General features: G+C 57.5%; 17 protein-coding genes. 8 read left to right on the forward strand and 9 right to left on the reverse strand.

All coding sequences use genetic code 11. The features are described from left to right. Window positions 1-460: 460 nt before the first annotated feature. Window positions 461-1,090, reverse strand: a complete 630-nt coding sequence (locus QRN55_RS03175; RefSeq protein ID WP_112498241.1) for an outer membrane protein — start codon at window positions 1,088-1,090, stop codon at window positions 461-463. Between the two features lie 320 nt (window positions 1,091-1,410). On the opposite strand from QRN55_RS03175, the gene QRN55_RS03180 reads away from it, so the two are divergent. Further along, on the forward strand, window positions 1,411-2,913 hold the full coding sequence (locus QRN55_RS03180; RefSeq protein WP_284774767.1) for an ATPase domain-containing protein: 1,503 nt from the start codon (window positions 1,411-1,413) through the stop codon (window positions 2,911-2,913). Beyond that, window positions 2,891-4,963, forward strand: coding sequence for a hybrid sensor histidine kinase/response regulator (locus QRN55_RS03185; protein ID WP_284774770.1), 2,073 nt, complete (start codon window positions 2,891-2,893; stop codon window positions 4,961-4,963). The genes QRN55_RS03180 and QRN55_RS03185 overlap by 23 nt, the downstream gene beginning before the upstream one ends. A gap of 4 nt (window positions 4,964-4,967) precedes the next feature. Here the strand turns inward: QRN55_RS03185 and QRN55_RS03190 are convergent, their stop codons facing one another. The 7 genes from QRN55_RS03190 to QRN55_RS03220 form a co-directional block, all read right to left on the reverse strand. Then, on the reverse strand, window positions 4,968-5,654 hold the full coding sequence (locus QRN55_RS03190; protein ID WP_111841220.1) for a response regulator: 687 nt from the start codon (window positions 5,652-5,654) through the stop codon (window positions 4,968-4,970). Further along, on the reverse strand, window positions 5,651-8,344 hold the full coding sequence (locus tag QRN55_RS03195; RefSeq protein WP_284774773.1) for an ATP-binding protein: 2,694 nt from the start codon (window positions 8,342-8,344) through the stop codon (window positions 5,651-5,653). The genes QRN55_RS03190 and QRN55_RS03195 overlap by 4 nt, the downstream gene beginning before the upstream one ends. 5 nt (window positions 8,345-8,349) lie before the next feature. Then, entirely contained in the window at window positions 8,350-8,919 is a 570-nt protein-coding gene (gene kdpC, locus QRN55_RS03200) for a potassium-transporting ATPase subunit KdpC (RefSeq protein ID WP_284774775.1), read from the reverse strand. Between the two features lie 2 nt (window positions 8,920-8,921). Then, the gene (gene kdpB, locus QRN55_RS03205) at window positions 8,922-10,958 is read right to left on the reverse strand and encodes a potassium-transporting ATPase subunit KdpB (RefSeq protein WP_284774777.1); all 2,037 of its coding nucleotides are present in this window, start codon (window positions 10,956-10,958) and stop codon (window positions 8,922-8,924) included. Between the two features lie 12 nt (window positions 10,959-10,970). Beyond that, entirely contained in the window at window positions 10,971-12,680 is a 1,710-nt protein-coding gene (gene kdpA / locus QRN55_RS03210) for a potassium-transporting ATPase subunit KdpA (RefSeq protein ID WP_284774779.1), read from the reverse strand. Window positions 12,681-12,695: 15 nt separating this feature from the next. Beyond that, on the reverse strand, window positions 12,696-12,815 hold the full coding sequence (kdpF, locus tag QRN55_RS03215) for a K(+)-transporting ATPase subunit F (protein WP_111841216.1): 120 nt from the start codon (window positions 12,813-12,815) through the stop codon (window positions 12,696-12,698). A gap of 167 nt (window positions 12,816-12,982) precedes the next feature. Beyond that, window positions 12,983-14,530, reverse strand: coding sequence for a cryptochrome/photolyase family protein (locus QRN55_RS03220; protein ID WP_284774782.1), 1,548 nt, complete (start codon window positions 14,528-14,530; stop codon window positions 12,983-12,985). Window positions 14,531-14,838: 308 nt separating this feature from the next. Between QRN55_RS03220 and QRN55_RS03225 the strand changes: the two genes are divergently transcribed. The 5 genes from QRN55_RS03225 to QRN55_RS03245 are packed head-to-tail and all read left to right on the forward strand — an operon-like array spanning window position 14,839 to window position 18,732. Continuing rightward, entirely contained in the window at window positions 14,839-15,507 is a 669-nt protein-coding gene (locus QRN55_RS03225) for an amino acid ABC transporter permease (protein WP_112498250.1), read from the forward strand. A 10-nt stretch (window positions 15,508-15,517) separates the two neighbouring features. Then, complete coding sequence (locus tag QRN55_RS03230) at window positions 15,518-16,168, forward strand: amino acid ABC transporter permease (RefSeq protein ID WP_111841213.1); 651 nt, start codon at window positions 15,518-15,520, stop codon at window positions 16,166-16,168. 33 nt (window positions 16,169-16,201) lie between these two features. Then, window positions 16,202-17,041 (forward strand): transporter substrate-binding domain-containing protein, encoded by an 840-nt coding sequence (locus tag QRN55_RS03235; protein ID WP_111841212.1) that lies wholly within the window; start codon window positions 16,202-16,204, stop codon window positions 17,039-17,041. Window positions 17,042-17,054: 13 nt separating this feature from the next. Beyond that, on the forward strand, window positions 17,055-17,816 hold the full coding sequence (locus tag QRN55_RS03240; protein ID WP_284774785.1) for an amino acid ABC transporter ATP-binding protein: 762 nt from the start codon (window positions 17,055-17,057) through the stop codon (window positions 17,814-17,816). 46 nt (window positions 17,817-17,862) lie between these two features. Continuing rightward, window positions 17,863-18,732, forward strand: coding sequence for a shikimate dehydrogenase (locus QRN55_RS03245; protein ID WP_284774787.1), 870 nt, complete (start codon window positions 17,863-17,865; stop codon window positions 18,730-18,732). 45 nt (window positions 18,733-18,777) lie between these two features. Here the strand turns inward: QRN55_RS03245 and QRN55_RS03250 are convergent, their stop codons facing one another. Then, window positions 18,778-19,473, reverse strand: a complete 696-nt coding sequence (locus QRN55_RS03250; protein WP_233124073.1) for a TetR/AcrR family transcriptional regulator — start codon at window positions 19,471-19,473, stop codon at window positions 18,778-18,780. Window positions 19,474-19,579: 106 nt separating this feature from the next. Between QRN55_RS03250 and QRN55_RS03255 the strand changes: the two genes are divergently transcribed. After that, window positions 19,580-21,478: a bifunctional sugar phosphate isomerase/epimerase/4-hydroxyphenylpyruvate dioxygenase family protein gene (locus QRN55_RS03255; RefSeq protein WP_284775433.1), complete on the forward strand. Its 1,899-nt coding sequence runs from the start codon at window positions 19,580-19,582 to the stop codon at window positions 21,476-21,478.

Raw genomic sequence — 21,478 nt, forward strand, 5'->3', positions numbered from 1 at the left:
GCCGCCCTCGTCAGTGAGCGGACTTATAGAGGACACTCACGAAACAAGTCAACAGGGCAATTTTCAAATTCAAAAAGAAAATTATAAGATATTGTAATTCAATAGTAATTTTGAAGTCTCGGCGTTTTCAAACCAAAACACACCCGGCACAGGTCAGTTCCCCATACGATTTTACCCAGCATGGTCGTGATCACTCGTGAGGCGTCATGCTGTGCTGATGGCGTTTGATGATCTGCTGACGTTCCAGTGCGAACACGGAACCGTTTAAGCACTTATCTGGTGCTTACGTAGCCACTTCCAACATCACGACATAGCGAGCCTTGTAGCGTCGTTGAGCGATCAGGAATGAATTTTGAAAAGGGCGTTTATCGACGGGGCACTGTGCTAACCCGGATAGATCGAACTTATGGCAAGCTCGATGAAAATAGCGGCGGGAGATTCATCCCGCCGCTATCAGCAATTAGAAACGGTAGTTGACGCCGCCCTTGACGACGTGGTCGCTGAGGTCGGTGTGCGACACGACGTTGTTAGAGAATGTGCGCACATCATCGGTCGCTACGTAGTTATATTCGACCTTGGCAGAAATCTGCGGCGTAAAGCGGTGTTCAGCACCTGCGCCGAGAAGGTAACCTTCCTTCATGCCGTCAGGACCTGTTACGCCGCCGCCATCGCGCAGGCTGGTAACTGTGACACCGGCCGTACCGTAAACCAGCGTATCATCAAGCTTGACGCCTGCCTTTGCCTTTACGGCAGCGCGCCAGCGTTCTTTCAGATTGCCGTTCGGAACCTTAGCCTTCGCATCGCCCAGATGGGTCGCTTCGACTTCACCGCCGATGACAGCAGAGCCCAGATCGTAGTCGTAGCCTGCCTGTGCGCCCAGCGCCAAGCCCTTGCCACCCTTAAACGGGTTAGCGCTTGGCATTGCAGCGCCGATGTGACCGCCGACATAGGCACCTGTCCATGAGGTGGAGGCTGGTGCCTCATTGTAGGCTGGCGGGTTCTCGTAAGAGGATAGATCAGCCGCCCATACGGGGGATGCGGCAAAGGAAACAAGCGCTGCAGCTGCAACAGATTTCAGTGTCTTCGACATAGGCTACTCCAAACATTTTCCAAGCGAGACGACCCACCAGGCCACTCAATTTCCAAAACGCATCCATGACTGCGCGTCTGTCCGTCGTTTTGTCTAAAAATGGCACAAAGATAAGACCCGTTCCGAAATTCCATTCAAATTTGACTAAAACTTTAACGGCATGGCTAACAGGAGGTTAATTTCGGGGGTTGCGCGGATCAAAACGCAGGCGCAGGGAACAGAAGGTGCCCAAAAGTCATTTTATACAGGAATAATATAAGTTCTTTCGCTTACTAGCTAATGATACGGTCGCGGATGACGGCCATAAAACAGGAATGATTATGAGAGATACGGATAGCAAAGCAATTACGGGCGTCGAAGGACTGGATGACATTTTATCTGGAGGCCTTTCCCGGCGTCACGTGTTCTTGCTTGAAGGCTCTCCGGGCACCGGCAAGACCACGATTGCGCTTCAGTTTCTGATCGAAGGCGCGGCCAATGGCGAACGCTGCCTCTATATCAGCCTGTCGGAATCCGAAGAGGAACTTCGCGACAGCGCTGCGTCCCACAACATGTTCCTTGACGAGAATATCGACATCTTCGAATTGGTGCCGCCCGAAAGCTTGTTGGATGCAGACCAGCAGCAGAGCTTGCTTTATTCGTCCGATCTGGAGTTGGGTGAAACCACCAAGTTGATATTCGGCGCGTTCGAGCGTCTGAAACCGGATCGCGTCGTTATCGATAGCTTGTCGGAAATTCGCCTGCTGGCGCAGAGCTCCCTGCGGTACCGTCGCCAGATTCTGGCCATGAAGCATTACTTTTCGAAGTCAGGCGCAACCGTGCTTTTGCTGGACGATCTGACCGCCGATGTTCTCGACAAGACCGTTCACAGCGTTGTCCACGGCGTCATCCATCTTGAGGAGTTGTCACCGAATTACGGTCCAGAGCGGCGCCGGGTGCGCATTTTGAAGTATCGTGGTCAGGCCTATAGAGGTGGCTACCACGATTTCGTCATCCGCACAGGCGGCGTGGCGGTGTTCCCGCGGCTACGCGCTATTGAACACAAGACGTCGTTCACCCGCGACGTTCTGAGCAGCGGCATCAAGCGTCTCGACGGCCTGCTCGGTGGTGGCGTCAACCGTGGTTCCAGTACCCTGCTGATTGGACCAGCCGGTACGGGTAAGAGCATTTTTGGTATTCAGTTCATCGATGCTGCGATCAAACGTGGTGAAAAGGCCGCGATGTTCATTTTCGATGAGGAGCTTGGGCTGCTCTTCGACCGGATGAAGCATCTTGACATCGACCTCGAAAAGCTGCGTGATTCCGGTCATCTCTACATCGAACAATTGGATGCGGCTGAGCTTTCTCCGGGCGAGTTTGCGCAACGGGTGCGTCAGCAGGTCGCGAAATACGATGCCAAGACGGTGCTGATCGACAGCATCAACGGCTATCAGGCAGCGATGCCCGAAGAAAACGCACTGATCCTTCACATGCACGAATTGCTTCAGTTCCTGAACAGGCAGGGCGCCAACACGTTTCTGACCGTTGCCCAGCACGGGTTGGTGGGCGATATGAAGTCACCCGTGGATGTGACCTATCTTGCAGACACCGTTATTCTGCTTCGTTACTTCGAGGCATCCGGTCGCGTTCGGCGCGCTGTTTCCGTGATCAAGAAGCGCACGGGTACCCACGAGGATACGATCCGGGAATACACCATTACCAATGAAGGCCTCATCCTCGGTGAACCGCTTTATGCCTTCCAAGGCGTGCTGCGCGGCGTCCCGTTCTTGATGTCTGAAAATGCCGGATTAACGCCGGCGGATGGGAGTTCGGAAAATTTCTGAGCCCGGACATTTCGCCCTCATTTATGCCCCTAACGGCAGAGACGCCCAGATCGCGACAACCCTGCTCACCGAGGCAGGAATCGCATCGAAAGCTGTGTCGACGGTCCGGGCTATCGTGTCTGAACTCGGCGACGACGCTGCATTCGTCGTCGTTACCGAGGAGACATTGCGCTCGGCAGACCTCAAGCCTTTGTCTGACTGGATCATGGCGCAGCCAGCCTGGTCAGACTTGCCATTCATCGTTCTCACACACCGGGGCGGCGGTCAGGACCGTAACCCGTTTGCGCTGAGACTATCGGAAATTCTAGGCAATGTGAGCTTTCTGGAGCGTCCATTCCACGCAACCACCTTCATCAGTGTTTCGCGCACGGCCTACCGGAACCGGCTTCGCCAGTTCGACGCCCGGTCCAAGATCGAGGCGCTCGCAGACGGTGAACTCTGGTTGCAGACCGCGTTGAGTGCAGGCCGCCTTGGATCGTGGCAGTTGGAACTGGCGTCGATGACGCTCGACTGCTCGGGCACGTGCAAAGCGATTTTCGGATATCCGAGAACAGCGAGCTTCGGTTATGAGAACCTGCTGGCAGGTGTGCACCCGGATGACCGCCAACGCATGCAGGCGGCGGTTCGAGATACGCTTGAGAACGGTACGGAATATTCGATCGAATACCGTGTTGTCTGGCCCGATGGTTCAGTCCACTGGGCTGAAATCAAAGCACAGCTTTACCGCGACAGGCGCGGTGTGCCCACCAAGCTGGTCGGTGTTTCCGCAGATATCACGGAACGCAAGGAAGTGGCAGAGCGGCAGCGGCTGGTGAATGAAACGCTGGAACTGCGGGTTGCGGAGCGCACGGCGGAGCTTTTGCAGGCGCATGAAACCGTCATGGCTGAAGTGGATCAGCGACAGAAGGCCGAAGAGCAGTTGCGGCAAGCGCTCAAGATGGAAGCCATTGGCCAATTGACAGGCGGCGTCGCGCACGACTTCAACAACCTGTTGATGGCCGTCATGGGCAATCTCGAACTGCTGGCAAAGCATGTTTCTGGCGATGAGCGCGGCATGCGGCTGATCGATGGTGCCCTGAAAGGGGCAAAACGCGGCGCATCGCTCACGCAGAGACTGCTGGCCTTTGCCCGTAGGCAGGACCTTCAGGTCAAGCCGGTCGATATGTCGAAGCTTATTGAAGACATGGACGATCTCCTGCGTAAATCCGTTGGTTCCAGCATTGTCCTGCAATGGGCGGTGGAGAAGGATTTGCGCTTCGGACTTGGCGACGCAAACCAGATCGAACTTGCTCTCCTCAATCTGGTTGTCAACGCGCGAGACGCAACGCCGGAACGTGGCACGATTATCATTGGCCTTCGAGAAGACAGTGTTTTGCGTGGCTCGCCGGAGCTTGCAGCCGGTGATTATGTCGTCTTGTCCGTAACCGATACCGGCGTCGGCATGGACGCCGAAACACTGAAAAAGGCTATCGATCCCTTCTTCTCGACCAAGGAATTGGGCAAGGGCACCGGTCTCGGACTTTCCATGATTCATGGACTGGCCTTGCAGCTCAAAGGCGCCCTCGTTTTGAAAAGCGTCAAAGGACAGGGAACGACCGCCGAGCTATGGATACCCGTCAGTGAAGAGCATGTCGGCGGATCGGTCGAGACGCATCTTTCCGAAACGGTCGCTGCAAATCCATCGGTCAACAACAGGAACCTCAGAATTCTAATGGTCGATGACGATGCGCTGATCGCCATGAGTTCGGTCGATATGCTCGAAGATCTCGGTCACGAGGTCGTTGAAGCAAGCTCTGGCCGTCAGGCACTGGAAATTCTCGCGAACCAGGGGCAGTTCGATCTGTTGGTGACGGACTTCTCGATGCCCGGCATGAACGGTGCGGAACTGTCGCGCAGGGCGCGCGAGCTCATACCGGGCCTCCCGATCCTGATTGCGACGGGTTATGCCGATCTTCCCGAGGGTACCGATCTTGAGATCACGCGGCTGGGGAAACCCTATACGCAGGATCAGCTAGCAAGCGAGATATCCAAAGTGCTCGCATCGAATTGATGGCTCAATCGCTCAAAAGGCGATAACCGACACCCGGCTCGGTCTGAACGATTTTGGGCTGGGCTGGGTCCCGTTCGATCTTTTGTCGAAGCTGGCCGATGAAGACGCGCAGATAATGCAGGTCTTCTTCATGGGCCGGGCCCCAGACCGAGGTCAGGAGTGTGCGATGCGTCACCACGCGCCCGGCGTGATGGGCAAGCAGGGTCAAAAGATCGTATTCCTTCGGTGTCAGCCGAATGGATTTGCCGTCTCGCAGAACGATGCGCTGTATCATATCGATGGTCAGACCATCAGTCGTCACCACGGATGGAGCCTTGCTGGCCGTGCCGCGATGGCGCATGGCGGTTCTGATGCGGGCGGTCAGTTCGCCTATGGTGAAGGGCTTTTCAATGTAGTCATCGGCGCCGAGATCGAGTGCTGCGATTTTCTCCGTTTCGCGGTCGCGGGCCGACAGGATGATGATCGGTATTTCCGACCAGCCGCGCAGGCTGGCGATGACATCCTTGCCGTCCATATCCGGCAGACCGAGATCGAGGATCACCAATTCAGGTGCAGCGGTAGCAACGGCCTTGAGCGCATCCGCGCCGTTTTCGGCCTCGATCACCTCATACCCGGCAGCGGCCAGTGCTGGCCGGAGAAAACGCCTGATCTGCGGTTCGTCATCGACGACAAGAATGCGGGCAAGTGTCATGGTGATCCTGCGGTTCGGTCTTTTTCCTCTACCGGGAAACGCATGACAATACGAGTGCCTCTCTTCCTGACCGCCGGACTTTCCGCATGGATGCGCCCGCCCAGTGCCTCGACGAAACCACGGGCGATCGACAGGCCAAGCCCCGTGCCGGGGGATCGTCCATCGGATTTCGAGCGGCGGTAGAACTTCTCGAAGATGCGGTCGAGATCGGCAGCCGGGATGCCCTTGCCCAGATCGGTCACCGAGATCGCAACATCCTTGCCATCCCGGCGGACGTAGATGTTGACGGGTTCACCGCCCCCGTATTTGGCGGCATTGTCCAGAAGGTTGAACAGAACCTGCTCCAGCAACACGCTGTCACCACGCATAAGCGGCAGGTCCGTCGCTATCCCGGTCTCGAAAACCTGTGCGGGGAAATATTTGCGGGCGCGGTCGGTTGCCGCACGCACCACATCACCCAGATCGACCCAGTCCCGCCGCGCTCTCAGCGTTCCCGCCGATATCCGCGTCATGTCGAGAAGATTGGCGACGAAGCGGCTCAACCGCGCGCCCTCTTCCTCGATGGATTCCAACAGATCATCGCGGCTTTCCGGCGTCATCCGCTCTCCCAATTCCCGAAGACTGGTGACGGCGCCGGTGATTGTTGCAAGCGGCGTGCGCAGATCGTGGGAGATGGAGGATAGCAGAGCCTCGCGGTAGCGTTCGCTTTCCAGCCGCAACGCCTGCTGGGCGCTTTCGGATGACAGTCTTGCGCGGTCGATAGCCGTGGCGGTCTGATCGATGATGGCGGAAAACATACGTTCCGCATTGGAATCCAGTGGCTCACCGGCGACTTCATAGCCACACACTCCAACCACGCCGTGCGGGCTGGTCAACGGCCTGAACTGAAAACGGCAATTGGGCAGCGTGCCGGTTCCGGCACCTGCTGCCTCTTTCTTCGTATTGGCCCATCGCGCCGCAGCGACTTCGGCGACCCCAAGTTCGGTGTCCGGTGGCCATGCGGCAGCGGTTTCCAGCAGATCGCCATTGGGGCGCAGCAGAACGATGTTGCGGTTGAGGCCAGCATGCAATTGCGTGACGGAGGCCCACAGCACCTCGTCGACATCTGCGGTGCCCGAAAGCTTGCGCGCGAAGTCATAGAGCGCCTGCATGGCAGTGGCACGTGAACGCGCCGTCTGTGCCTGCTCCCGTATACGCGAGCCGAGACTACCCGCAAGAACCGCTGCGACGATAAAGATGCACAGCGCAAAAACCTCGTGCGGAGATGCGATGGTGAAATTGTAAAGCGGCGGGATGAAGAAGAAATTGTAGGCGAGCGCCGACAACAGGGCAGACATCAACGCCGCCGCAAACCCGGCATAGGTAGCGGACGCAAGAACCGCCAGTAAAAACAGCAGCGAGATATTCGGCAGGTAGATGATGCGGTCGATCAGCACGCCGACGACCGTCGCCGGCAAAACGGAGATCAATGCAACGGCGAAAGGCCGGGTGAGAGCTGGAAAGCGCGGCCAGGGCGAGGGTCTTTTTGCAGGACGTTTCAGCTTATCGTCAGATGTGACGATATGAAGTCCGATGCCGCTCATCTCGCGCGTCAGCGCATCTGCGAGGCTGTTGCGCAGGGCAAAACCCGGCCATCGGCGGCGTTGCGAACCGATGACGACCTGCGTTGCGTGTTCTCGCTTGGCCAGTTTCAGAATTTCGGCAACGAAGTCACTGCCTGTCACTCTGCCTGTTTCAGCACCGAGCTTTTCTGCCAGCCGAAACGTATCGTCTATGCGGCGAAGGTCTTCGTCATCCATGGTTTCCCGGTCGTAGCGGGCAACACTCACCACCAGCCACGGCGCGTTCAGACCGGATGCCAGACGGCTTGCCACACGCACGACTTTCTCCGACAGGGCATCAGCGCCGATGCAAACCAGAAGCCGCTCCCCTGTTGCCCACGGGCCTTCGATGGCGTTCTGGCGCAGATAATCGATCATCTGATCATCCACCCGGTCTGCGGTTCGCCGCAGCGCCAGTTCCCGCAAGGCGGTGAGATTGCCGAGGCGAAAGAAACGGTCCGCTGCGCGACGGGCACTGGCAGGAAGATAGACCTTGCCATCCTGCAAACGCGTGATCAGTTCGGCGGGCGGCAGATCGACCAGAAGGACTTCGTCGGCCTTTTTTAAAACCGTATCCGGCACCCTTTCACGCACATTGACGCCGGTGATCTGCTCGACCAGATCCGACAGACTTTCGAGATGCTGAATGTTGAGCGCCGTCCACACGTCGATGCCCGCATTGATCAGCTCTTCGATATCCTGATAACGCTTGGGATGCCGGAAACCATCCGGGTTGGAATGGGCCAGTTCATCGACAATGATGGTGGCCGGTTTGCGCGCCAGCGCCGCATCCAGATCGAATTCCAGCAGTTCCTTGCCGTGATAGGCGACCGGCAGGCGCGGCAGGATTTCCAGCCCGTCCAGCAGAGCCGAGGTTTCTGTACGTCCGTGCGTTTCCACAAGCCCGGCCAGTATTTCCGTACCCTCTTTGCGCAGTCGCTGGGCGCGGTTCAGCATGGCATAGGTTTTGCCGACACCGGGGGCCGCGCCTAGAAAAATAGTGAGCTTGCCCCGGCGGTCTTTCTCCGCCAGGGCAAGCAATGCATCGGGGTCGGGACGGTTCGTCTCGTATGGCTCGTTTGCCGGCATCCGTATCAACTCTTCAGCGCATCGAGCGCAAGATTGAGCTCTAGCACATTCACACGCGGCTCGCCTACAACTCCCAACGTTCTGGTCTCCTTATGGGTTTGAACGAGCGCCCTCACCTGCTCCGGTGACAGCTGCCGCGCACTGGCCACCCGTGCCACCTGCGCATCGGCGAATTCAGGCGAAATATGTGGATCGAGGCCAGAACCTGAAGTCGTGACGGCATCTGCCGGGACAGGGGCGGCCAGACCACCGGATTTCAACTTTTCCACATCGGCTGCCACACGGTCGCGCAGCTTTGCCGATGTGGTGCCGAGGTTAGAGCCGGATGAGGCGGACGCATTGTAGGCGTCCGGTGATGTGGCCGATGGCCTTGGCCAGAAATAGCGATCGGTCGTGAAGTTCTGGCCGATCAGCGCAGAACCAACCACGGCGTCACCACGGCGGATCAGCGAACCATTTGCCTGTTGCGGCATGAGTGTCTGGGCGATGCCGGTGACCGCAAGCGGATAGGCAACGCCGGTCAGCAAGGTCAAAAGACCGAGAAAAACGAGGGCGGGTCTGATAAGTTTGAACATGGTTACACCAGGTGCAGGGCCGAAACGGCCAAATCGATAATCTTGATACCGGCAAAGGGCAGTAAAAGACCGCCAACGCCGTAGATGAACAGGTTTCTACGCAGAAGTGAGGCCGCGCTGGAAGGACGATAGGCGATGCCCTTCAGCGCCAGCGGTATCAGCGCGATGATGATCAGCGCGTTGAAAATGACGGCCGACAGAATGGCCGACTGTGGCGTCGAAAGTCCCATGATGTTGAAGGCGCCGAGTGCGGGATAGGTGGCGACGAACAGCGCGGGGATGATCGCGAAGTATTTGGCGACGTCGTTTGCGATGGAGAATGTCGTCAGCGAACCGCGTGTCATTAGAAGCTGTTTGCCGATCTCCACGATTTCGATGAGCTTGGTCGGGCTGGAATCGAGATCGACCATATTGGCGGCCTCGCGAGCGGCCTGGGTGCCGGTCTGCATGGCCACGCCGACATCGGCCTGCGCCAGCGCTGGCGCATCGTTGGTACCATCGCCGCACATGGCGATTAGTCTGCCGCCCTGTTGCTCCCGGCGAATATAGGCCAGCTTGTCTTCGGGCGTTGCTTCGGCCAGGAAGTCATCGACCCCTGCTTCCGAAGCGATGGCTGCGGCGGTGACGGGATTGTCGCCCGTGACCATGACCGTGCGGATACCCATCGCGCGCAGCGCCGCAAAACGTTCCTTGATGCCGGGCTTCACCACGTCTTTCAGATGAATGACACCCAACAGACGGTTTCCATCGGCCACACCGAGCGGAGTGCCGCCTGAGCGTGCCACACTTTCCACCGCCTGAAGAAATTCGGCAGGCGCATCCTTGTCCGACATACCAGTGAATTTCAGCACGGCATCGATGGCGCCCTTGCGCAGACGATGCGGGCCCATGTCGATACCGGACAGGCGGGTCTGCGCACTGAACGCGATGGTGTTGTCGGCTACGGCCTTGGGCGCTGCGATGCCGAAATCACCCATGGCGAGTGCTGCAATCGAGCGACCCTCCGGTGTTTCATCGGAAAGGCTTGCCAGAAGTGCGGCCTCTGCCAGTTGCTGCTGGCTGACGCCTGGTGCGGCGATGAAATCTGCCGCCATGCGGTTGCCGAAGGTGATCGTGCCGGTCTTGTCCAGAAGCAGCGTATCGACATCACCAGCCGCTTCCACTGCGCGACCGGAGGTGGCGATAACGTTGAAGCGCACTAGCCTGTCCATACCGGCGATGCCGATGGCCGAGAGAAGACCGCCAATGGTCGTCGGAATAAGAGTTACGAGCAAGGCGGCTAGCACCGTGACCGACAGCACCGTGCCGGAATAGCCCGCAAGACCCCAGATCGTGACGACCACTATGAGAAACACCAGCGTCAGACCCGACAGCAGGATCGAGAGTGCAATTTCGTTTGGTGTTTTCTGGCGTTCCGCGCCTTCGATCAACGCGATCATGCGGTCGACGAAGCTGGCACCGGGTGGTGTGGTGATGCGTATGGTCAAGCGGTCCGACAGGACCTGCGTCCCGCCTGTCACCGCCGACCGATCGCCACCGGATTCGCGAATGACGGGTGCGGATTCGCCAGTGATTGCGCTTTCATTGACGGATGCGACGCCTTCGATCACCTCTCCGTCACCCGGAATGAGTTCGCCTGCATCGACAATGACGACATCGCCAACAGCGAGCATGGTTGCCGGAATGGCTTCCTCAGTACCGTTGGAGACGACCCGGCGTGCGGTGAGGTCGGAGCGTCCGCGCTTTAGGCTTTCCGCCTGTGCCCGGCCCCTGCCCTCCGCCACCGCTTCGGCAAAGGTGGCGAACAGCACCGTGAACCAGAGCCATGCGGCGATCTGGCCGGAAAAGATGGCTGTTTCGCTGGCTTTGATAAGGTCACGCAGGAACAGGACCGAGACCAGTGCTGCGACGACTTCGGTGACGAAGATCACCGGTGCCCGGACCAATTGCCTCGGATCGAGTTTGATGAAGGCCTGCCTGGCCGCAGGCAAGATGATTGCAGGATCGAAAAGACCAGGTTTTGCTGGCTTTTGTGACATGAACTTTGTCCTTTAGAACGTTTGGCCAGCGAGCATTGCGAAATGTTCGACAATGGGGCCGAGCGCCAGGGCCGGGAAGTATTGCAGCCCGCCAAGAATGAGGATGATGCCGATGAGCAGGCCTACGAAGAGCGGGCCATCTGTCGGGAACGTGCCGGTGGATGCTGGAACCCGGATTTTTGCCGCCAGCGAACCGGCAATGGCCATCACGGGAACGACATAGGCAAAGCGTCCCAAAAGCATGGCGATGCCGAGCGTGGTGTTATACCAAGTCGTATTTCCAGAGAGACCACCAAAGGCAGAACCGTTATTGCCCGCAGCCGAGGTGTAGGCATAGAGGATTTCCGAAAGACCGTGCGGGCCTGCCGTACCGATGCTTGCGAGGGCCGAAGGAAGAAGTGCCGACACCGCAGAGAAACCGAGAATAGCGACGGGCAGGATGAGAACGGCCAGCATGGCGCATTTCATTTCCCGTCCTTCGATCTTCTTGCCCAGAAACTCCGGGGTACGACCGACCATCAGACCTGCAACGAAAACCGCAAGAAGCGAGAAGACGAGCATGCCGTAGAGGCCGGAACCCACGCCGCCCGGCAGAATTTCGCCAAGCTGGATAAGGAACATGGGAACCAGTCCACCGAGGCCGGTGAAGGAGCCATGCATGCCATTGACGCCACCATTCGATACACCGGTTGTCACAGCGGCATATAGAGCGTTCATAGCTTGGCCAAAGCGGACTTCCTTGCCCTCCATATTGCCTTGCAAAGCATCGACGCCCAGCGCCGTCAGGATCGTATTGCCTGATGATTCCGCCCAGTAGATCATGGCAACACCCGCGAAAAGAAGGGCGCCCATGGTGGCAAGCAGAACCCAGCCCTGGCGGCGGTTACCAACCATTTGGCCGAAGGTGTAAACAAGAGCTGCCGAGATGGCCAGCATCGCAAAAATGTTGAGATAATTGGAGAACGCCGTTGGATTTTCAAACGGATGGGCGGCATTGGCGTTGAAGAAACCGCCACCGTTGGTGCCCAGTTGCTTGATGGCTTCTTGGCTCGCGACAGGTCCGACGGAGATGACCTGCTGGGCACCTTCTAGGGTGGTCGCTGTTACGGTGCCGTCCAGCGTCTGGGGTACGCCCATAGCGACGAAGGCAAGGGCAACGACGATAGCGAGCGGCAGCAACACGTAGAGCGTGGCTCTCGTCATATCGACCCAGAAATTGCCAAGCGTGATGGATTGCGAGCGCGCGAAAGCCCGTGTGAAGGCCACGGCCAGCGCAATGCCGACGGCACCGGATAGGAAGTTCTGTACCGACAATCCGGCCATCTGGCTGAAATTGCTCATGGTCGCTTCACCGGCATAGTTCTGCCAGTTAGTGTTGGTGACGAAGCTGACAGCGGTGTTGAACGCCAGATCCGGCGGCACATTGGCAAAGCCCTGCGGATTGAGCGGCAGATAGGCCTGCAATCGCAATATGGCATAAAGTGCTAGGAAGCAGGCTATAGAAAACGCGAGCATGGAAAGCGTATAGGCCAGCCATCCCTGTTCTTTTTTAGGGCTGGTGCCTGCGGCCAGATAGATGACGTTTTCGACGGGAATGAGAACGGGAGACAGAAACGTTCTTTCGCCGGAAAACACCTTGGCCATGTAAAGACCGACCGGCTTGACGACGGCAAGCACGGCGAGAATGAGGAGGCTGATTTGCAGCCACCCGAGAATAGTCATGGGAATTCTCCGAGATCAGAAGCGTTCAGGACGCAGCAGCGTCACGACGAGATAGACGGCAAGGCCGCCCGCGACGACGAGGGCAATCAAAGGCTCCATTACGTCACCCTTAGAGACGGTTGAGCGCACGTGCATAGAGCGCAAAGCCCAGCAGCACAGCACTTCCAAGAAGGACAAAAACAAGATCGGACATAGGTTTCTCCATATGATCAGGAGAACACCCTAATCCTGGTGCGCGTCAGGGTTCGATTGGGAAGATGGGCTGATGACATAAGGAAAAGATAAAGACGCTGGCCGCTTCCTCAGACGGGAACGCCGTCATCCAGCTTTTGCAGGAACGCGCGCGCACTATCGAGGTAGGTCTTCTGCTGCGCCTCGCTCATTCTGCGCCATGTCGCGTAGGGCTGGGCGAGCCTGCGGTTGGCAGATAATTTCTCCGCGTTTCGCGCCAGAAAATCCCAGTAGAGAGCATTGAAAGGACAGGCGCCCTCGCCTGTTTTTTTACGCACATCATAGCGACAGTTTTCGCAGTAATCCGACATACGGGAAATATAGGCGCCGCTTGCTGCATAGGGCTTTGAGCCCAAAAGCCCACCATCGGCAAACTGGCTCATGCCGATGACATTCGGAAGCTCTACCCACTCATAGGCATCGGCATAGACTTCGAGATACCATTCATGAAGCGCATGGGGATCGAGCCCTGCCAGCATGGCGAAATTGCCTGTGATCATCAGGCGCTGAATGTGGTGCGCGTAGGCATTCTCAATGGTCTCGCCGATAACCGTGGACAGACATGCCATCTGAGTCTCCGCCGTCCAGAAGAAATCCGGCAGGGGACGGGCCGCCTCGAAGAAATTGCGCTGTGCGTAGTCCGGCATGAAGAGCCAATAGATGCCCCGCATATATTCCCGCCAGCCGATGATCTGGCGGATGAAGCCTTCGACCGCATTGATCGGTGCCTTGCCTTCGAGATAGGCCCGCTCAGCCGCCTGACAGAGCGAGAGCGCATCGAGAAAGCCGATATTGATATAGAATGACAGCAGCGAGTGATTGACGAAGGGATCGCCCGAAATCATAGCATCCTGCGTCTCGCCGAATTTCGGCAGGAAGTCTACGATGAACACATCCGCTGCCTGTTCTGCATCTTTTCGCGTGACGGCAAAGGCAAAGCCCTCTGCGGACCCCATGTGATCGCCAAACCTGAGATCGACGAGTTTCATCACGTCCCGCGTCGTCTCGTCGGGTGCGAAGCGTGGGTGGCGAGGACGAAACAGGTCCTGCTTGGCGGGTGACCGGTTCTCGCTATCGAAATTCCAGCGCCCTCCCGCCGGTGCATCGCCTTCCATCAACAGCCCGGTCTTGCGGCGCATCTCGCGGTAAAAGAACTCCATCGTCAACTGACGGCGGCCTTGCGCCCAGGTCTTGAACTCGTCATGCGAGCAGAGGTAGCGCCCATCGGGGCGGATATCGACAAGCAAGCCGATATCTGCATGCCAACCGCGCATCTGTTCCAGAACGCGCCATTCACCGGGTTCGGTAACGACGATGCTGTCAGGCCGCAAATCCTCGACGGCCCGCTTCAGTTCGGACGTGAACGAGCCAGTATTGTCGGCATCATCCAGTTTGATGTAACGGACCTTGTAGCCTTCAGCGGATAGTTCTTTGGCAAAATGGCGCATGGCCGACAGAATGAAGATGATCTTCTTGCGGTGATGCCGGACATAGGTCGTTTCTTCCGCGACCTCGCATAGAAGAACAACGTCACGCTCGCGATCTATGCCGCTCAGGCTCGATATGCTCATCGAGAGTTGGTCACCGAGTATAAAGACGAGGTTCCGGCAGCGCGCCATGGCAGAAGCATCCTTATGTTACCGACATATAACGAGGGAGGCACGCTGGTGGATGAGGCAGAGGATAAATATATCCTGCTCGCAGACACGGTTTTTTACAGCCATATTTGCTGCGACAATACATAGGAAAACAACCGCGTTAACCCACGCTTGACAAGTATGAACTAACTGGTACAAACATTGTGTCGACGATGAATGGATGCGCGGGAGGCGCTGATGTCGGCACATTAAAAATCCGGTAGCTTTAGAGGCTACGGGCAAGAATAGTGAGCAGGGCAATCCGCGCTTTGCTGGAGAGGGGAGGATCGATGTCATACACGCTGGATTTCTCGGCAGTTTTCGACCGCCTGCCTGAACTGTTGCTTGCCTGCCTTGCAACGATTGGCCTTGCTCTCGCAGGCATGTTTCTCGCGACCATTATCGGTGTTCTCGGCGTTATCGCCCGCGGGTCATCGTTCAAGCCACTGCGCGCGCTCGTCATCGCTTTTGTCGAAGTCATCCGCAACACGCCGTTTCTGGTCCAGATTTTCTTCATCTTTTTTGCCCTTCCACAAATGGGTCTGCGGCTCAACCCCACGACGACAGCCATCGTCGCGCTCGCATTGAACGGTGGCGCCTACGCCATCGAGATCATTCGCGGCGGCGTGGATGCTGTTCCCAAGGGGCAGGTGGAAGCAGGGCTCGCGCTCGGTCTGCGTCGCTCCCAGATTTTCCGTCACATCATTTTGAAACCGGCCCTGCGCGCCGTTTATCCGTCGCTCACCAGCCAGTTCATCATGCTGACACTGACGACATCCGTTTGCACATCCATTGCAGCCTATGAACTGACATCTGTTGCGCAACGGATCGAGGCAGAAACGTTCCGCTCCTTCGAGGTCTATTTCTCCATCACACTTCTCTACCTCGTCATTTCCTCGCTCATGATGGCCGTTTTCGCTTTGATTTCGCGCCTGTCATTCAGCTACCCGGTCAAGTGAGGCAAAAACAATGACACCTATCGGCACCAATGAATTGTTTTTCCTGATGCAGGGTCTCAAGTGGACGCTTGCCTTGACACTGATCGGCTTTATCGGCGGCGGCGTCTTTGGCCTCTGCGTTGCGCTCGCCAGAACAGCTGAAAACAAGATCGGCCAGCGCGTGACAGCCGGTTACATCGCCGTGTTCCAGGGCACGCCGCTATTGATGCAGCTATTTGTCGTCTATTACGGCGTTGCGCTTGTGGGTCTGGATATCGACGCGTGGCTTGCCGTGGCCGTTGCCTTTACGCTGCATGCAAGCGCCTTTCTTGGCGAGATCTGGCGTGGCGGCATTCAGGCTGTTCCGAAGGGACAGACGGAAGCCGCAAAAGCGCTTGGTCTGCACTATGTCTCGCGCATGAAAGATGTCGTGCTGCCGCAGGCGCTGAAGATTTCCCTGCCCGCGACCATCGGTTTTCTCGTGCAGCTCATCAAGGGCACATCGCTTGCCGCCATCGTCGGCTTCGTGGAGCTATCACGCGCCGGGCAGATCGTTTCCAACCAGACATTCAAGCCGCTGACCGTTTTTGCCATCGTCGGTTTGATTTATTTTCTCATTTGCTGGCCGCTCTCCCTTTGGGGCGCCGGTGTCGAAAAGCGGCTTCAGACCGCCTCACGCTAACCATGCCATCAGCTTTGTAAGGAGGAGCAAAAGATGAAACTCAACAGCTTGAAAATGAATCGCCGTGTGCTGCTTGCGCTTGCCGCAGCAACCGTCGCCCTGCCGTTCGTAGCACCGGTCAGCGCCGTTGCCGGAACGCTCGAAGAAGCGAAAGCCAAGGGCAAAGTCGTCATCGGCATTCAGGGCGACAACTCGCCTTGGGGCTTCGTAAACTCCAGCGGCGTTCAGGACGGTCTCGACGCCGATATCGGCAAGGCATTCGCGGATTATCTCGGCGTGAAGGTCGAGTTCGTACCGCTCGCCGTTGCCAACCGCATCCCGGCCTTGATGACGGGCAAAGTCGACGTCCTCTTCGCCACCATGGGTATGACGGCGGAACGTGCAAAGACGATCCAGTATTCCCAGCCATACGCCGGTAACGTGCTGTCGGTCTACGGACCGAAGGATAAGAAGATTGCCGGTTATGACGACCTGACGGGCGTATCTGTCGGCGTTCCAAAGTCCAGCGCCATGGACACATCCATCACCGCAGGTGCTGGTACCAAGGCCAACATCCTTCGCTTCGATGACGATGCCGCCAATATTCAGGCTCTGATTTCGGGACAGGTGGAAGTCGTCGGTGGCAACCAGTTTTACGGTGACCGCCTGAATGCTGCAGCTGCTGGCAAGTACGAACCCAAGTTCGACCTGACCACGCTGTATAACGGTGCAGGCACGCGCCCCGGTGAAAAGGACTGGAACGAATCCATCAACGCATTCCTGGTGAAGATCAAGGGTGATGGCGAACTTGCGAAAATCTACACCAAGTGGATGAAGCGCGAAGTTCCGGCCTTCCCGGAATCCCTGCCTGAGATTCCGTTCACCGTAAAGTAATATGGAGGCTCCCATGCTACCGACCGCCGACACTCAGGTTCCGCTGATCGCTCTTGAAGCGGTGGAAAAGTGGTATGGAGCCTTTCACGCACTGAAAAACATCAATCTGACGGTTCGCAAGGGTGAAAAAATCGTCCTTTGCGGGCCGTCCGGTTCCGGCAAATCAACGCTGATCCGCTGTATCAATCATCTGGAGGAAATCCAGACTGGCACGATCACTGTCGAAGGTACGAAACTGACATCCTCGACAAGCGCTATCGATACCGTCAGGCGCGAAGTCGGAATGGTGTTTCAGAATTTCAATCTGTTTCCGCACAAGACGATCCTTGAGAATTGCACCCTTGCGCCCATGCGGGTAAAAGGTCTTTCCAAGGCCGAGGCCGAAAAGACAGCCCGGAAATATCTGGAGCGCGTGCGCATTCTGGATCAGGCCGATAAGTACCCCGCCCAGCTTTCCGGCGGCCAGCAGCAGCGCGCAGCCATTGCCCGCGCACTGTGCATGGAACCGAAGGCCATGCTTTTCGATGAACCGACATCCGCGCTTGACCCGGAAATGGTCAAGGAAGTGCTCGATACCATGATCGGCCTTGCCCGCGATGGCATGACGATGATTTGCGTGACACACGAGATGGGATTTGCTCGTCAGGTCGCCGACCGCGTGGTGTTCATGGCATCCGGCGAAATCATCGAAGAAGCTCCACCGGAGGAGTTTTTCCGCAATCCCCGACATCAGCGAACACGCACGTTCCTCGGCGAAATTCTCGCCCATCATTGACCCGCGTGCTCGTTTCTCTTGACCTCTCCCGATGAGAATGCCTGCTATGACAGAGAAAACATCCCTGAAAGTCGGCCTGATCGGTGCCGATATCCAGCTTTCCAAAACGCCGGCCATGCATATGCGCGAAGGCGCTGCGCACGGCATCGCCTATGATTACGAGCTGATCGATATCAACACGCGGCATGTGCCCGAAAGCGCTTTGCCAGACCTTCTCGATGAAGCCGAATCCAGAGGATTTGCAGGCGTCAACATCACGCATCCGTTCAAGCAGCGGGTCATCGGGCTTCTTCATGACCTGTCGGAAGACGCCCGTATGCTGGGTGCCGTCAACACGGTGGTGTTTCGCGATGGAAAGCGGACGGGCCACAACACGGACTGGTACGGCTTTTATGAAAGCTTCAAGCGCGGACTGCCGGATGCAAAACGTGACCGCGTTTTGCTGATCGGTGCAGGTGGCGCAGGTGTGGCGGTTGCCCATGCGGCCTTGAAGCTGGAGATTGGCCACCTCGACATTCTCGATCAGGATATCAGCCGGGCGAGACAGCTTGCGGACCAGTTGAATGCCCGGTTTGGCACGCCACGTGCGTTTGCGGTCGAGAGCGCGGAAAGCTCCCTCCCCCACGCTGACGGTTTGATCCATGCGACACCGACAGGCATGCCAGCGCATCCCGGCATACCGGTTCCCGCTTCATTGATAGAAGCGCGTCATTGGGTGGCCGATATCGTCTATATGCCGTTGGTGACGGAGTTGCTGGCGCAAGCCACGCGAAAAGGCTGCAAGGTTCTACCCGGCGGCGGCATGGCCGTGTTTCAGGCCGTGGATGCCTTCCGGCTTTTTTCGGGAAAAGAGCCCGATCCCGAACGCATGAGCGCGCATTTCAACGAATTGTGCATGAACGAGGCTGCGGTATGAACTCGGCTTGCAGCACCTACGAAAGCGGCTCTTCGGCGCGCTGCGTCACAACCCGGTTTGTTCGGTAGCGCCGATATGATCGACCCGAAGCACATAGCGCAGCACCATCTCAGCGACATGCTTCGAGAGAGCTTCCTGACCGTTGTCGGTAAACAGGCTGTCCCCGAAAATGAAAGAAAACGTGGCTGCGTTCGAAACGTTGAAGAACGACAGCGCGCTGATCTGCCAATGCAGCTCGAGCGCTTCAACGCCCTCACGAAAAATGCCCTGACTTTGGCCGCGCGCCAGCACGTTTTCAAGCGCGCCGATCGCCGGACGGTTGAGCTGGCGGATGGTTTCGGATGCCTGCATGTGTCGCCCATGGTGGACATTCTCGATCATGACCATGCGAATGAAAGCCGGATTCCGGCGGTGGTGATCGAAGGTGAAACGACAGAGCTTTTCCAACGCCGCGCGCGGCTCCATGCCATCGAGCTCGAGGTCGCTTTCTCCGCCACGCACCTTGGCATAAGCCTCCTCAAGCGCTTGCTGGTAAAGCCCCTCCTTGTCGCCGTAATAATAGTAAATCATGCGCTTGGACGTGCGCGTGCGGGCCGCAATCTCATCGATCCGCGCACCAGACAGGCCGTTTTGGGAAAACTCGTCCATGGCGACCGACAGAATATCGCGCCGCACCCCTTCGGGATCGCGTTTGGACTGTCGCACAGTGCTGGTCTTGCTCGAAGTTTCGGCTTTGGTCATCGTCCACCCATTGCCGGTCGCCCGGCTTATTATTAACTAATTAGTACATAATCTCGGAAAGGAAGGCAATATGGTCATCTCTGGCACGACACAGCAAAAGCTGCCGATGCGGACATCCATCGCAACCGTTTCCATCAGCGGAGAATTTCCCGAAAAGCTCGCCGCCATCGCCAAGGCCGGGTTCTCCGGCGTGGAAATTTTCGAGAACGACTTCCTGACCTACGACGCCTCTCCCCGTGAGGTCCGCGCCATGGTGCGCGACCATGGGCTTGAAATCACCCTGTTCCAGCCGTTCCGTGACTTCGAAGGCATGCCGGATCATCACCGGCAGCGTGCTTTCGAGCGCGCTGAACGCAAGTTCGACATCATGGGCGAGCTTGGCACCGATCTTATGCTGATATGCTCCAACGTGTCGCCGATTTCCCTCGGCGGCGTCGATCGCGCCGCCAACGATTTCAACGAACTGGGCGAGCGGGCCGCAAAGCATGGCTTGCGCGTGGGCTACGAGGCGCTGGCGTGGGGCCGCCACATCAGTGACCACCGCGACGCCTGGGAAGTCGTGCGCCGCGCCGACCACAGCAATGTCGGCATCATTCTCGACAGTTTTCATACGCTGTCGCGCAAGATCGACCCCAACTCCATCCGCTCCATTCCTGGCGACAAGATTTTCATCGTCCAGCTTGCGGACGCGCCCCTGTTCGACATGGACCTGCTCTACTGGAGCCGACATTTCCGCAACATGCCCGGCGAAGGCGATCTGCCGGTCGTGGATTTCATGCGCGCCGTGGCGGCAACCGGCTATTCCGGTCCCTTGTCCCTTGAGATTTTCAACGACCAGTTCCGTGGCGGCTCAGCACGCCTGCTGGCCGAAGATGGCCACCGCTCGCTGGTCAACCTGATGGATAAGGTTCACAGGCTGGAGCCGGACATCAACATTGGCGTGACAGACATGCCAAGCCCGGTCGAAACGACCGGCGTCGAATTCGTGGAATTTACCACCGGGCAAAACGAAAAAGCCGATCTGGAACGGCTGCTCTTGACGCTTGGTTTCGCCAAATCTGCACGCCACTGCAATCGCGAAGTCGATCTTTACACACAAGGTGACATCCGCATCGTCATCAATACGGATAGCACAGGTGATAGTTTTGCAGGCGCGTCCTATTCTGTGCATGGGACCAACGCCTACGCCTTTGGCCTAAAGGTGGAAAACGCGGCGGCCGCACTCGAACGCGCTGCCGCGCTGGGCGCACCGACATTCTTTGAACCCCGCAAGAGCGGAGAGGCATCCATTCCGGCTATTCAGGGCGTGGGTAATGGCGTCATCTATTTCCTTGATGGCTCCCCTGCCCTTTCATCGATCTGGGATCAGGAATTTCTCCCTCTCGCACCTGAGACCGAGGGCAGTGCCGGATTGACCCGCATCGACCATCTGGCCCAGACGACCCGCTACGACGAAATGTTGACGTGGCTTTTGTTCTACACGTCAATCTTTTCCATGCGCCGCACACCCATGGTCGATGTGGTGGAGCCGGGCGGCCTTGTGCGCAGTCAGGCAATCGAGAGCCTGCCAAAACCGGATTTTCGTCTGACAATGAACGGGGCGGACAATCGCAAGACATTCGCCGGAAAGTTTCTGGCAGAAGGTTTCGGCACCAGCATCCAGCACATCGCCTTTTCCACGGACGACATCTTCGAAACCGCGCGCGAACTCCAGGCTCGTGGTTTTCAGGCACTGCCCATCTCCCGCAACTATTACGACGATCTCGAAGCACGCTTCGGTTTGGAGCCGGAATTGTCGGATGCGCTACGTGCCTCCAGTATTCTCTATGACCGCGATGAAAATGGTGAATACTTCCAGATTTACAGCCAGACCTTCGGAGAAGGGTTCTTCTTCGAAATCGTGGAGCGACGTGGTCAATACACCGGATATGGCGCGATGAATGCCCCGTTCCGCATAGGCGCGCAACGCCGATTGCTGCGCCCGGAAGGCATGCCACGCGATTAG

The sequence above is a fragment of the Agrobacterium sp. lyk4-40-TYG-31 genome (assembly GCF_030209855.1).
Lineage (GTDB): Bacteria > Pseudomonadota > Alphaproteobacteria > Rhizobiales > Rhizobiaceae > Agrobacterium > Agrobacterium vaccinii.